Here is a 13354-nt window from a genome sequence, read left to right as displayed (position 1 = left end):
CGTGGCACTGAGCGTGATGAGGATCACTTCATAAACCCATCCCGACTAGACGGCCAAATAGAGGAGTAAAGAGGCGGTTAAACCGATGGCTAAGTGTTGCACTCGAGCCTACAGCGCATAGAAAAAGAGAAGCGACACCAATACGGTCGCTTCTCTTATTTCGAGATCTAAATGATATCTCATTTCGTTATGTGCTTAGTTTTTTGCTTGCTGCTTTCTTTTTTGGTTAAAGCGATAGGCGTCAAACGTGAATATCAATAATGCCCCCCAAATAAAGGCGAAGGTGACCACTTTATCTTGGGTGAATTCTTCCCCATAAATAAGCACGGCCAGCAGCAACATTAAGCTTGGCCCGATGTATTGGAAAAAACCCAAAGTAGAAAGTTTGAGGCGAGTCGCTGCGCCTGTAAAGCAAAGCAATGGCAAGGTCGTGACGATACCGGCCGACAGGAGTAAGAGATTGAGATTGATATCGTTGTTGCTGAAATTCGATGTAGAAGAGTCAGCAATAAACATCAAATAGATCAATGCTAGGGGAATGAGTAACAGTGTTTCAATAAACAAACCGGTTTGAGCATCGACGCTGACTTTTTTGCGCATTAGCCCATAGAGGCCGAAACTGATGGCAAGGCTGATGGCAATAATGGGAACCGATCCAAAGGCGATCAGTTGTACAATAACGGCACAGGCTGCAAATGCGACCGCGAACCACTGCAACTTACGCAGTCTTTCACCAAGAAAAAGCATGCCAAAAAGAACATTAATCAATGGATTAATGTAATAGCCTAAACTGGCATCGAGCATTTTGTTGGCATTAACCGCCCAGATAAAGATAAGCCAATTCAACCCAATAACAATTGACGTAGAGAGTAGGTACATCATTTTTTTCTTTGATCTCATGACGTCGCGTACATCACGCCAGCGTCGGCCAACGTGCAGCAAACCGGCCAACAAGAAAAATGACCAAATCACACGATGGCTCAGAATTTCCATCGCCGAGACACCGTCCAATAACTTGAAGTAAATCGGTGCGATGCCCCACATTGTGTAGGCACCAATGGCGAAGATAACGCCTTGTCGGGTTCTTTGCTGTTCTTCTATCGTCATGAACGGTCGCTTATTTATTTTGTGAGCTATGGAAGATCAGCAGTATACGAGTTGGCTAGGTATTAGCCTAACTAATATTGCGGTTTAATTCCTCAGCGTTCCCCACTACAATGTCGGTCCAAAAGCCAAACCTCGCGGCTTGATTCGACCCATATTTGAGATATTTAATGACCTCGACCTTGCTTGCACAACAATCTGAAGCATCGCCACAAACTATCCTAGAAGATGTGTTTGGCTACCAACACTTTCGTCAAGGGCAGTTAGAAGTGATAGAAGCTTCTTTGTCTGGCCAAGATAGCGTGGTCATTATGCCGACGGGTGGAGGCAAGTCGCTCTGCTATCAAATACCGGCACTTGTTCACACTGGGTTGACTTTGGTGATATCGCCACTGATCTCACTCATGAAAGATCAGGTCGATCAGCTTAAGGCCGATGGGGTTGCGGCTGAATGTGTTAACTCTACTATGTCGAGAGAAGCACTCATCAGTGTTTACAATCGCATGCGCAGTGGCGACCTAAAATTGGTCTATGTGTCGCCTGAACGTGTCTTGATGCATGATTTCATTGAACGCTTACAAAATATCAATCTCTCCATGATTGCCGTCGATGAAGCACATTGTATTTCTCAGTGGGGTCATGATTTCCGCCCTGAATACGCGGCGATAGGGCAGCTGAAAAACTACTTTCCTCATGTGCCTTTTATGGCGTTAACGGCAACCGCCGATGACGCCACGCGCGGCGATATTATCCATCGCCTGAATTTGGTTAACCCGCACGATTACCTCGGCAGTTTTGACAGACCGAATATCCATTACAATTTGGTGGAAAAGCACAAGCCTGTTTCTCAGGTGATTCGATACGTACAAACCAATAAAGGTCAGTGCGGCATTATCTATTGTGGCAGTCGCAAGAAAGTCGAGATGGTGACGGAAAAACTGTGTAATAACCACATTCGAGCGGCAGGTTATCATGCGGGAATGGATGTCGATGAACGTGCTTATGTGCAAGAAGCGTTTCAGCGAGACGACATTCAAATTGTGGTTGCGACGGTTGCGTTTGGTATGGGGATTAATAAACCGAACGTTCGATTTGTCGTGCATTTTGATATTCCACGTAATATTGAATCGTATTACCAGGAAACAGGCCGAGCAGGTCGAGATGGGTTACCTGCAGAAGCCATGATGTTGTATGACCCTGCGGATATCGGTTGGTTACGAAGAATGCTTGATGAAAAAGACGAGGGGCCGCAAAAGCAAGTGGAAAGCCATAAGCTCAATGCTATGGTCGCGTTTGCAGAAGCACAAACTTGCCGTCGTCAGGTCTTGCTCAATTATTTTGGTGAGTATAGGGAGAAACCCTGCGGTAATTGCGATATTTGTGTTGATCCCCCCAAGCGTTTTGATGCGACCCAAGAGGCGCAAAAAGCGTTGTCATGTGTCTATCGTGTGAATCAAGGCTTTGGTATTGGCTATGTTGTGGAAGTACTGCGCGGCATGCAAAATATCCGCGTTAGGGAAAATGGGCATGACAAATTATCCACTTACGGGATTGGCCGCGATCACAGCCATGATTATTGGGTCAGTGTTTTTCGTCAGTTAATACATAAAGGGCTGCTTTCGCAAAATATTACCCGCAATTCAACCTTGCAGCTGACAGAAGAAGCCAGGCCCTTGTTGCGCGGTGAAATGAAGTTAGAGCTGGCCGTTCCTCGATTAGATACCGCAGCGCGCAGTGCAAAATCGGACAAACTATCGAGCAAAAACTACGATAAAAAGTTGTTTGCCAAATTGCGTAAGTTGAGAAAAAGTATTGCTGATGAAGATGGGTTGCCTCCTTATGTGGTCTTCAGTGACGCGACACTGATTGATATGGCTGAAATTTTACCCACGTCTTATGGTGAAATGCTGGCGGTTAACGGTGTTGGTCAGCGTAAGCTCGACAAGTATGCAGACGCATTTTTAGATTTGATACAGGAACACATTACGATTCATGGATGATTATTCAGTGCAATTTCGTTTACATACTGATTTGAGTGGCCAAGGGCGGATCTTAATTGATGCGCCACACTTTGACTTTGATAGTTTTGAACCTTTAGGGGAAAAGCTGGTGTCGTTATTGTCAGCAGAGATTGTTGAGAAGCAATGTGATGCGGATCTTCACTCTTGGTTAATTGATTTTGAAGGTTGTCAGCTGTTTTTAAAAGCCGAGCACTACAGTGAATCATTGTGGTTAGAAGCACTTTCACCCAATCAGTCGAAGGAAGAGCTTGATTATCTATGTCAGCTATTTCGTCGCGGATTTTAAAAGTAATCGTTTGCTCTAAAGCTCGATGGTATTCCACGCTTGCAGCATCAATCGGTTAATGTATAATCCCTCGCCGCTCAACTGAGCAAACACACTATTTGTAATTATTATTGGTAAGGGCACAGGTGACTAACGTCAATCTGAGGCTCAATTAGGGTTCCCTCGCCCCCTAACTCAACTAAAAAGGTAACGCATGAATCACTTTACTTCTGCGCAGCAGCGCAACGCCCTCTTTTTTCTGGTTTTATTCCATCTGATCATTATTGCATCAAGCAATTATCTAGTGCAGCTTCCCTTTACCGTGTTTGGTTTACATACCACTTGGGGCGCGTTCACTTTTCCGTTTATCTTTTTAGCGACTGATCTGACGGTTCGAGTATTTGGTGCACAACTAGCCCGTAGAATTATTTTCCTGGTGATGCTTCCTGCTCTGGCAGTGTCGTATCTGCTCTCTGTTGTTTTTTATGAAGGACAGTTTCAGGGCTTCGCTCAGCTTTCCGAATTTAACCTATTTGTGGCACGAATTGCGATTGCGAGCTTTATGGCTTATTTACTGGGTCAGATATTAGATGTGCACGTTTTTAATCGCCTACGACAGCTAAAGCAGTGGTGGGTTGCGCCTACGTGTTCAACACTGTTTGGTAATGCGTTGGATACACTGGCCTTCTTTGCTATTGCTTTTTATCAAAGTCCAGATGCTTTCATGGCAGAGCATTGGGTAGAGATTGCGTTGGTAGATTATGGTTTCAAACTGATCATCAGTTTAGGGTTGTTTGTTCCAATGTATGGTGTGCTACTGAACTATTTGATTAAAAAGCTGACCACGGTAAACCCTGATTTTAAGCCAGTAGGTAGCGTTCAATAGTAACCGCTGCTTAATTAATCTAGGTAATCCCTGAGCGAGCAAAATAAAAAGCCCAAGTTGAATCACTTGGGCTTTTTCATTTTCATTGTTTTGTCATTTATCGCAGTGAGGCCGCTTAGCGTTCGCTGATGGTTATTGGCCATCCTGCATCGTTTTGGCGACTCACCTCGATCTCTAATTCGGCAGCGGTCAATGGGTTTTCTGATAACCATTGGTGACATACGGTTATCTCAAGCGCATCGTTATTCGCCTTAAGGGCTATATCTGGCTGCTTAGTATCATCACGTCGGTGAGTAAGCAGTACAGCTAAGCGCAGTAGGCGTAAGATCCGTTGCCCACTTAATGAACTGACGGCTTGTTGTTCCGGCATGGCGGTGAATTGTTCTCGATAGCGGCGGGTAATTTCAGCAAGGCAATGTTGTTGAGCCCGCGTATAGCCTGGTAAATCAAGCTGTTGAAGCAAATAGGCGTTGTGTTTCCCTGCTTGTTTGAAATCGATAGTTAAACCAATTTCATGCAACTGACAGGCGGTATTGAGAAGTGCTTCACCTTGTGGTTCGGGTATCCATTTCTTATCAGATAGTTCTGCGTTGCATTGTGTCAGGAGATCATTTGCTGTGTCCGCGACTTGTTGCGCGTAGCGACGGTCCATCTGGTAGCGCTGCTGTATGCTGGCGATGGTTCGAGAGCGAATATCACTTTGTCTTAGCTCTGGCACCATTTCATAGGCCAGACCTTCGCGTAAGGCTCCGCCCGATAATGTCATCGATTCTATGTCCAAAAGGTCAAAAATAGCGATTAAGATAGAAAGACCACTTGGGAAAACAAGCGCTCGTTCTAACGTTAGCCCCTCTATTTCTAATTCTTCAAGCTGGTCGGTGAGCATGGCTTGCTTTTGTAATCGCTGTAATTTAGCGAGTGTAATCACTTCATCCATTCCTTGTGCAAGCATAATTTCTTGCAAAGCTTGAACGGTTCCGCTTGCTCCCACGCATACGTCCCAACCAAGATGAGTGTATTGCTCAAGTATTGGAGCAATGGTTTGTTTTGCCGCTTGGATTGCAGAATCGAAGTTTTCTTTACTTAATTGACGATCTTGAAAGTATTTATCTAACCAAGTGACACAGCCCATTTTTAGGCTCGTGAGCGCCTTAGCTTCAAAACCTTTACCAATAATGAGTTCAGTACTGGCTCCACCGATGTCGACCACTAAGCGTCGTCCAGAGCCTCCAGAGGTATGGGCAACACCTTGATAGATCATGGCCGCTTCTTGTTCGCCAGAAATGACGTTGATGTCATGGCCCAGTATTTTATTGGCTTGTTTTAGGAAAATATCCACATTGATGGCGGTACGCAATGTTGCCGTGCCGACAATGCGAATATTTTCTACGGGTATATCTTGAAGTCGTTCTGCGAATAAACTCAAACAATCCCAACCACGCTGCATAGCTTCATGACTCAGTGCATTGTTGCTATCTAGCCCGGAAGCCAAACGAACTTTGCGCTTTATCTTGGCCATAGTTTGAACGCTGCCATTGATATGACGCACAACGAGCATATGGAAACTGTTCGACCCTAGGTCGACGACAGCGTAAAGCGCAGGTGAGACTGATGGTTTCATAGTCGACGTAATATTCCCTATTTACTGTGGACGTGACTGTCGAGGTCGACGGTTATGTGGACGACGATTTCCTGAGCGTGGTCCACCCGAATTTGAGCGACGTTGTTGTGGATTACGTGTACGCAAACGAATCGGTGCAGGTAGATCTTCAATCAATGCTGAAGCATCGTAATCTGATACCGGAATGGAGTGTTCGATGTACTCTTCGATTGGCGGAAGATTGATTGCGTAGTCTTCACAGGCAAAGCTGATCGAAAAGCCACTTTCGCCAGCACGGCCTGTACGACCAATACGGTGAACGTAATCTTCGCAGTCGTCTGGAAGGTCAAAGTTAAATACGTGAGTAACCTGAGGAATATGCAGACCACGAGCCGCAACGTCGGTTGCAACAAGAATGTCGACTTCACCTTTAGTAAATTGCTCTAGAATTTTTTCACGCTTCTTCTGTGGTACATCGCCAGTCAGTAGACCAACACGGTGTCCGTCTGCCGCTAGGTGGCCCCAAACGGAATCACATTTGTATTTGGTATTGGCAAATACGATAGCGCGATCAGGCCACTCTTCTTCAATAATCGTTTGAAGTAGTGACATTTTATGTTCATTAGAAGGGTAGAACAGCTCTTCTTGAATACGGTGCCCTGTCTTTTGATCAGGTTCAACCACTACATGCTCAGGGTTGTGCATGTGTTCAAAAGCCAGTTCTTGAACTCGGTATGACAATGTAGCCGAGAACAGCATATTCAAACGTTCGTTAGGTGCAGGCATGCGTCTAAACAAGAAACGAATGTCTTTAATAAAGCCTAAATCGAACATACGATCCGCTTCATCAAGCACAACCGCTTGAATATGGTTAAGGTTAAATACCTTCTGTTTATAGAAGTCGATAATACGGCCTGTGGTGCCAATAAGAATATCGACGCCAGCTTCTAGTTTGGTCACTTGCTTATCGTAGCTTTCGCCACCATAAGCTAGGCCCGCTTTAAGCCCCGTGCTTGCAACCAGTAATTCAGCATCGTTATAGATTTGAATCGCGAGTTCACGCGTGGGTGCCATAATGATCGCTCTAGGCTGGTTTGCCTTGCGACCTTCATGTGCAGGTGTTGTCAGTAGGTGGTTAAAAGTAGCAGTGAGAAACGCGAGGGTTTTACCAGTGCCCGTTTGGGCCTGGCCTGCAATGTCTTGGCCGGTGAGCAGTACCGGCAACGCCAAGGCTTGAATGGGAGTACAATACTCGAACCCACTTTTATTCAATCCTTCAATGACTTGAGTGTTTAAATCCAAGTCGGCGAACTTTTGCTCTGTGATATGCGTCTTTTTCATCACTATAGAATATCAGCTTAAGCTTGCAATACGAAAGTAAATACATTCCAATAGGGCATCTATTTACTGGTTATCGTATAATCAGTTGAGAAAAATACATTGGAGTGGAAGATGAGTGACAAGATTTTGCAGCTAACAGATGATGGTTTTGATAACGATGTAATCAATGCTGCAGGCCCGGTTCTTGTGGATTTTTGGGCAGAATGGTGCGGTCCTTGTAAGATGATTGCCCCTATTCTTGATGAAATCGCAACGGAATACGAAGGCAAGCTCACTATCGGTAAATTAAATATCGACCAAAACGCGGGTATTCCGCCAAAGTTTGGTATTCGTGGAATCCCAACCTTACTTTTATTTAAAGATGGCGCAGTCGCAGCAACTAAGGTTGGCGCACTGTCGAAAACTCAGTTAAAAGAGTTTTTAGACGCCAACTTATAAAGCAACATAAAAAAGACCGTGCAGATTCAATAAATGCACGGTTTTGTTTTTGATAGACAACAAAATCTAGACTACGCTAGTATTTAGTGATAATTTATTGCACGTAATTTGTACAAGCGTTCACTTCTTGGTCGTTCCTGAGACCAAATCCATCTTAACTTAAAAAACAGATCCTATTTTGACTAAACAAGTATCAACTACAATGAATCTAACAGAACTGAAGAGCAGACCCGTGTCTGAGCTTGTAAAACTCAGCGAAAGCCTTGGCTTAGAAAACCTAGCTCGCTTGAGAAAACAAGACATCATCTTCTCCATCCTAAAAGCACACGCGAAAAGTGGTGAAGATATTTTTGGCGATGGGGTTCTGGAAATACTTCAAGACGGTTTTGGATTCTTACGCAGCGCCGATTGTTCATACCTAGCTGGTCCTGATGATATCTATGTATCTCCAAGCCAGATTAGACGCTTTAATTTACGTACAGGCGACTCTATCGCCGGGAAAATTCGCCCACCTAAAGATGGCGAGCGCTACTTTGCACTATTGAAAGTCAGCACGGTTAATCACGATCGACCAGATAACGCACGTAACAAAATCCTGTTTGAAAACCTAACACCACTTCACGCGAATGAGCGTATGGTTATGGAAGCTGGTAACGGCGCAACGGAAGATATTACGGCTCGAATTTTAGATCTCGCTTCACCTATCGGTAAAGGTCAGCGTGGTCTTATTGTTGCTCCGCCAAAAGCGGGTAAAACAATGCTGTTACAGAACATTGCTCAGAGTGTGGCTCGCAACCACCCTGAATGTGAGTTAATGGTATTGCTGATTGATGAACGTCCTGAAGAAGTAACGGAGATGCAACGCCTAGTGAAAGGTGAAGTTATTGCATCGACGTTCGATGAGCCAGCCTCTCGTCACGTACAGGTTGCCGAGATGGTTATCGAAAAAGCAAAGCGTCTTGTCGAACATAAAAAAGATGTTGTCATCTTATTGGATTCGATTACGCGTTTAGCACGCGCTTATAACACGGTTGTTCCTTCATCTGGTAAAGTTTTGACTGGTGGTGTTGATGCAAATGCTTTACATCGTCCTAAGCGTTTCTTTGGTGCAGCTCGTAATGTAGAAGAAGGTGGTAGTTTAACGATTATCGCGACAGCATTAGTTGATACTGGCTCGAAGATGGATGAAGTTATCTACGAAGAGTTTAAGGGTACGGGTAACATGGAACTGCACCTTAACCGTAAGATTGCAGAAAAACGAGTCTTCCCAGCGATTGACTTTAACCGTTCAGGTACTCGTCGCGAAGAGCTACTGACTAAGAAAGACGAGCTACAGAAAATGTGGATTCTACGTAAAATCGTTCACCCGATGGGCGAAATCGACGCAATGGAATTCCTCATCGATAAGCTTGCAATGACTAAGACAAATAATGAATTCTTTGACGCTATGCGCCGACAAAAATAATTCAGATGATGTTTAAAAAACGCCACCGATAGCTCGGTGGCGTTTTTGTTTGCATTCTCTTTATAAAGTGACACAATGGCTAAAAATGTTACAAGGAGGTTAATGTGCGACAAGGACTGTTGTTATCTGTTCTCCTGTTTTTGATGCTTATGTTGAGTCCATTCACGGTCAGTGCTGTTCAGATGGACTCTGGCACGGTTCAAAAGTGGTTGAAAGATGAGCATATTCATCGAAAGGTGGAACAATTCATGATTTATGTGGAAGACGATGAATTTGATTCACTCACTTTTGCATTAGAACGATTAGCCCTGCCTCAGCAAGAAGTCGCCCGGTTCATTCTACTTGATGCTATTGAAAATCAAGAGACGGTGTTAAGCCCCAAGTTTGCCGTGTTTTTGCAAAGCCAACTCGACTATGCTCCTATCTATAAAGTTTTGGAGCGAGGTGACGGGTACGAGTTTGTAGTGCCTGCGTTTAATTACCCAGCTACAGCAAGCCGTCTGTTAAAGCAGTGGATGAAAGAACAGGATCGCATTGAATTTACCCAAGCTGTTGAGAGCCAATCGTTAGATTTGAAGCTATGGTTAACGGGCAGTGGCTATCAAGTACAAACACGCGAAACCCTCCTTATTAATGAACTTGATAATATCTCGCCGCAAGCTGTTGCCGCGTTGACGAATCAACTCACTTCTCAGTCTGTCATTAGCTGGCTTCCTGCTGCCAGAGTTATGGTACAGCTAGCGAAAACAAGCCAAGATCCAGATGTTTATCATTTATTATGGAAAATGAAAATGAATGTCCACAGTGAGTCTGAGCTTACTCGTCTATCGACATTGAACGATGCATTCTCATTGTCACAGGTGATACAGGCTTCCACAAATCCGGCATTAAAGCATCAAGCAATCACCGCTTTGACTCAAATAAAGCCAATGAATGATGAAGTAAAACAGTTTTTATTAGCAAAGATGCGTTTAGCTGAAGATGCGACTTTGGTGGCCCATGAATTGGAAAAGCAAGGGTATAGAAGTTGGCTAGAAGAATTGTTAAGTAACCCAAACAAGTTAGACAGCAAGGCGATTTTGCAAGTCTTATCAAATTAATCAATAACGGTAGGCGTATTCATAGGTAAAGAGGGATCGTGAGATCCTTTTTTTGATATACTGCTTGCCGTTTAACCAAATGATAGAAGTTCTATGAGTTTTAAGGATCTACGCGAATTTATTGAGCACCTAGAGAGTAAAGGGCTATTAAAACGTATTACTCACCCTGTTGACCCTCATTACGAGATGACTGAAATCAGTGATCGTACTCTACGGGCCGCTGGGCCAGCATTGTTGTTTGAAAATCCAATTGGCTATGATACGCCGGTGTTGACTAATTTATTTGGAACACCAGAGCGCGTGGCTATTGGCATGGGGCGAGAGAATGTTAAAGAGTTGCGCGAAGTTGGAAAGTTACTGGCCTATTTAAAAGAGCCTGAGCCACCTAAAGGTTTCAAGGACGCGATAGATAAAATTCCAGTCTTCAAGCAAGTGTTAAATATGCCAGTAAAGCGCTTGCGTAGAGCTTCTTGCCAAGACGTGGTTTGGCAAGGCGACGATGTTGATCTTGATAAAGTACCCGTGATGAGTTGTTGGCAGGGTGATGTTGCTCCGCTATTAACTTGGGGTTTGACCGTCACTAAAGGACCAAACAAGAAACGTCAGAACTTGGGTATATATCGTCAACAAAAGCTGAGCAAGAATAAAGTCATTATGAGATGGCTAGCTCACCGAGGTGGCGCTTTAGACCTTAGAGATTGGATAGAAACACACCCAGGAAAACCGTTTCCTATCTCGGTTGCCTTTGGTGCAGACCCCGCTACGATACTCGGCGCCGTAACACCCGTTCCTGATACTCTGTCAGAATATGCTTTTGCTGGATTATTGCGTGGCAGCAAAACCGAAGTGGTGAAATCAGTAAGCAACGATTTAGAAGTGCCTGCAAGTGCTGAGATTGTGCTGGAAGGGTATATAGATCCGACAGAGTATGCAGATGAAGGCCCTTACGGCGATCACACCGGTTACTATAACGAAAAAGAAAAGCACCATGTGTTTACCGTCACGCATATGACAATGCGTTCTAACCCTATTTACCACAGTACCTATACGGGCCGCCCGCCAGATGAACCCGCTGTTTTGGGTGTTGCGCTAAATGAAGTCTTTGTCCCTATACTACAAAAACAATTTCCAGAAATAGAAGACTTTTACCTGCCGCCAGAAGGGTGTTCGTATCGAATGGCTGTTGTGACAATGAAGAAACAATACCCTGGACACGCTAAGCGAGTCATGATGGGGGTGTGGTCATTCTTGCGTCAGTTTATGTACACTAAGTTTGTGATTGTTTGTGACGAAACTGTCAATGCACGAGATTGGCAGCAGGTGAGCGATGCAATGACGTTAAACATGGAGCCTTCTTTTGACACAACAATGATCGAAAGTACGCCCATCGATTCATTAGATTTTGCCTCGCCAGTTGTCGGCCTTGGATCAAAAATGGGGTTGGATGCGACGAAAAAATGGTCAGCAGAAATCGAACTGTCAGGGTGCGCTCATTCAGAAGACAATGATTCAACTCCTCTGCTATTGCAAGGGGATGTCGACGCTCTTCTAGCTCAATTAAAAGTAGAGTGCCCAGAGATCCTCGAGGTTTACTTACCTCAAGGTACCCGACAAAAAGGCATGGCGATAATTTCAGTTAAAAAAGAGAAAGCTGGGCAAGGTCCGCTATTAATTGAACAGGCGTTAGCGGTGTTGAATAAAAAGATGGCGATCAAGTTTGTCGTTGTGTGTGATGGTGACGTTGACGTCACTGATTGGAACGATATTATCTGGGCGATTACAACTCGAATGGACCCATCACGCGATTCACTAACTGTCACAGCAGAAAACGCAGATGGAACGAAAATTTCGGCTATTGGGTTAGATGCAACGAATAAGAATCAGGAAGAGGTACGCCGAGAATGGGGTGTTCCTATCCAAAAAGATCCACAGCTTGTTGGGAAAATCGATAAGATTTGGGATGAACTCGCTATATTATGAGTTATTTCGTTACCGTGCTGCCAAATGAAATAACATTTGAAGTACAAGGAAAACAAACTATTTTGGAAGCTGCGCTCAGCAATAATATCCATCTTCCAAATAGATGCCAGGTCGGCGCGTGCGCCATGTGCATGTGTAAAAAAATAACAGGCGAAGTAAGTTATCACCTTGATCCAATGCTCACAGAGAATGAGAAGAATCAAGGCTGGATATTTCCTTGCCAAGCTTTTGCGGAAAGTAATTTAGTACTTACTATTTCAGAGTAAGTAAGAGGAAGAACATGAGCATCAAATGTACAGTAAAGTCAATTAACCCATTAGCGTGCAACACATACCAAATACTGTTGCACCCAGAAACGCCAGTGTCATTTAAAGCTGGTCAATATTTAATGGTGGAAATGGGTGAAAGTGATAAACGTCCTTTCTCAATCGCAAGCAGCCCTTGTCGCCATGAAGGCGAACTAGAATTGCATATTGGAGCAGCTGAACATAATGCTTACGCTATTGAAGTGGTAGAGCGTATGAAGCAAGCTCTGGATGATGGTCTAACGATTAATATAGATGCGCCTCATGGGACGGCTTGGATAAAAGAACAGAGTGATCGACCACTACTACTTATTGCTGGTGGTACGGGCTTTAGTTATGTACGTTCTATTCTTGATCACTGCGTGAGTATTGGTAAGACATCGCCAATCTACTTGTATTGGGGCGCGAAAACGAGTGAGCAATTATACGCGAAAGATGAAATTGCCCAGATAGCGAATGAAAATAGCAATGTACACTTTATACCGGTTATAGAAGAAGCGGATACAAATTGGGCTGGTAAAGTGGGTAATGTGCTTCAGGCAATTAATGCTGACTTTGATTCATTAGCGGAGTTCGACATTTATATAGCGGGTCGTTTTGAGATGGCAGGTGCAGCAAGAGAACAGTTCACTCAGAATAAGCGCGCTAAGAGTGATCATATGTACGCTGATGCTTACGCATTTATCTAAAAAGTTAGCGAAATGTAATGAAAAAGAGAGCGTTAAGCTCTCTTTTTTTTGGTTTTGATTGATATATAGGCGAAAGGGCGTTTTTTTATATTTTTTTAATAAAACCTCTTGCGTCTTGGTTGAGTCTGTCTATAATGCGCAACCACTGAGACGGCAGACG

At 44.1% G+C, this 13354-nt stretch carries 12 protein-coding genes; 9 read left to right on the top strand and 3 right to left on the bottom strand.

Annotated features, from left to right (window positions below):
* Positions 1-195: 195 nt before the first annotated feature.
* Positions 196-1107, bottom strand: a complete 912-nt coding sequence (gene rarD / locus A1QO_RS11815; protein ID WP_017035999.1) for an EamA family transporter RarD — start codon at positions 1105-1107, stop codon at positions 196-198.
* Between the two features lie 167 nt (positions 1108-1274).
* On the opposite strand from rarD, the gene recQ reads away from it, so the two are divergent.
* The 3 genes from recQ (at position 1275) to A1QO_RS11800 (ending at position 4276) form a co-directional block, all read left to right on the top strand.
* Positions 1275-3104: an ATP-dependent DNA helicase RecQ gene (gene recQ, locus A1QO_RS11810; RefSeq protein ID WP_017036000.1), complete on the top strand. Its 1830-nt coding sequence runs from the start codon at positions 1275-1277 to the stop codon at positions 3102-3104.
* Positions 3097-3411 (top strand): DUF3630 family protein, encoded by a 315-nt coding sequence (locus A1QO_RS11805; RefSeq protein ID WP_017040847.1) that lies wholly within the window; start codon positions 3097-3099, stop codon positions 3409-3411. The genes recQ and A1QO_RS11805 overlap by 8 nt, the downstream gene beginning before the upstream one ends.
* Positions 3412-3604: 193 nt before the next feature.
* Positions 3605-4276 (top strand): 7-cyano-7-deazaguanine/7-aminomethyl-7-deazaguanine transporter, encoded by a 672-nt coding sequence (locus tag A1QO_RS11800; RefSeq protein ID WP_017036002.1) that lies wholly within the window; start codon positions 3605-3607, stop codon positions 4274-4276.
* A gap of 115 nt (positions 4277-4391) precedes the next feature.
* Here A1QO_RS11800 and gppA read toward each other — a convergent pair whose 3' ends face one another.
* The gene (gene gppA / locus A1QO_RS11795) at positions 4392-5897 is read right to left on the bottom strand and encodes a guanosine-5'-triphosphate,3'-diphosphate diphosphatase (protein ID WP_017037209.1); all 1506 of its coding nucleotides are present in this window, start codon (positions 5895-5897) and stop codon (positions 4392-4394) included.
* Between the two features lie 21 nt (positions 5898-5918).
* Complete coding sequence (rhlB, locus tag A1QO_RS11790) at positions 5919-7217, bottom strand: ATP-dependent RNA helicase RhlB (protein ID WP_017036004.1); 1299 nt, start codon at positions 7215-7217, stop codon at positions 5919-5921.
* Positions 7218-7328: 111 nt separating this feature from the next.
* On the opposite strand from rhlB, the gene trxA reads away from it, so the two are divergent.
* From trxA to fre, 6 genes are all read left to right on the top strand, one after another.
* Positions 7329-7655: a thioredoxin TrxA gene (trxA, locus tag A1QO_RS11785; RefSeq protein ID WP_017036005.1), complete on the top strand. Its 327-nt coding sequence runs from the start codon at positions 7329-7331 to the stop codon at positions 7653-7655.
* 202 nt (positions 7656-7857) lie between these two features.
* Complete coding sequence (gene rho, locus A1QO_RS11780; protein ID WP_026026508.1) at positions 7858-9120, top strand: transcription termination factor Rho; 1263 nt, start codon at positions 7858-7860, stop codon at positions 9118-9120.
* Positions 9121-9224: 104 nt separating this feature from the next.
* Positions 9225-10220 carry a hypothetical protein gene (locus tag A1QO_RS11775; RefSeq protein ID WP_017037207.1) on the top strand — a complete coding sequence of 332 codons (996 nt, stop codon included), beginning with the start codon at positions 9225-9227 and terminating at the stop codon, positions 10218-10220.
* A gap of 93 nt (positions 10221-10313) precedes the next feature.
* The gene (ubiD, locus tag A1QO_RS11770; RefSeq protein ID WP_017039491.1) at positions 10314-12200 is read left to right on the top strand and encodes a 4-hydroxy-3-polyprenylbenzoate decarboxylase; all 1887 of its coding nucleotides are present in this window, start codon (positions 10314-10316) and stop codon (positions 12198-12200) included.
* Positions 12197-12466 carry a 2Fe-2S iron-sulfur cluster-binding protein gene (locus tag A1QO_RS11765; protein WP_017036009.1) on the top strand — a complete coding sequence of 90 codons (270 nt, stop codon included), beginning with the start codon at positions 12197-12199 and terminating at the stop codon, positions 12464-12466. The genes ubiD and A1QO_RS11765 overlap by 4 nt, the downstream gene beginning before the upstream one ends.
* A 14-nt stretch (positions 12467-12480) precedes the next feature.
* Complete coding sequence (gene fre / locus A1QO_RS11760) at positions 12481-13194, top strand: NAD(P)H-flavin reductase (protein ID WP_017036010.1); 714 nt, start codon at positions 12481-12483, stop codon at positions 13192-13194.
* The last annotated feature ends 160 nt before the right edge of the window (positions 13195-13354 follow it).

It is taken from the genome of Vibrio genomosp. F10 str. ZF-129, from assembly GCF_000287055.2.
GTDB lineage: Bacteria > Pseudomonadota > Gammaproteobacteria > Enterobacterales > Vibrionaceae > Vibrio.
This window is presented reverse-complemented; position numbering and strand designations above follow the sequence as displayed.

Bases quoted from the DNA above. Each gene is read 5' to 3' on its own strand.
- rarD (WP_017035999.1), bottom strand. From the start codon at position 1,107: ATGACGATAGAAGAACAGCAAAGAACCCGACAAGGCGTTATCTTCGCC.
- recQ (WP_017036000.1), top strand. From the start codon at position 1,275: ATGACCTCGACCTTGCTTGCACAACAATCTGAAGCATCGCCACAAACT.
- A1QO_RS11805 (WP_017040847.1), top strand. From the start codon at position 3,097: ATGGATGATTATTCAGTGCAATTTCGTTTACATACTGATTTGAGTGGC.
- A1QO_RS11800 (WP_017036002.1), top strand. From the start codon at position 3,605: ATGAATCACTTTACTTCTGCGCAGCAGCGCAACGCCCTCTTTTTTCTG.
- gppA (WP_017037209.1), bottom strand. From the start codon at position 5,897: ATGAAACCATCAGTCTCACCTGCGCTTTACGCTGTCGTCGACCTAGGG.
- rhlB (WP_017036004.1), bottom strand. From the start codon at position 7,217: ATGAAAAAGACGCATATCACAGAGCAAAAGTTCGCCGACTTGGATTTA.
- trxA (WP_017036005.1), top strand. From the start codon at position 7,329: ATGAGTGACAAGATTTTGCAGCTAACAGATGATGGTTTTGATAACGAT.
- rho (WP_026026508.1), top strand. From the start codon at position 7,858: ATGAATCTAACAGAACTGAAGAGCAGACCCGTGTCTGAGCTTGTAAAA.
- ubiD (WP_017039491.1), top strand. From the start codon at position 10,314: ATGAGTTTTAAGGATCTACGCGAATTTATTGAGCACCTAGAGAGTAAA.
- A1QO_RS11765 (WP_017036009.1), top strand. From the start codon at position 12,197: ATGAGTTATTTCGTTACCGTGCTGCCAAATGAAATAACATTTGAAGTA.
- fre (WP_017036010.1), top strand. From the start codon at position 12,481: ATGAGCATCAAATGTACAGTAAAGTCAATTAACCCATTAGCGTGCAAC.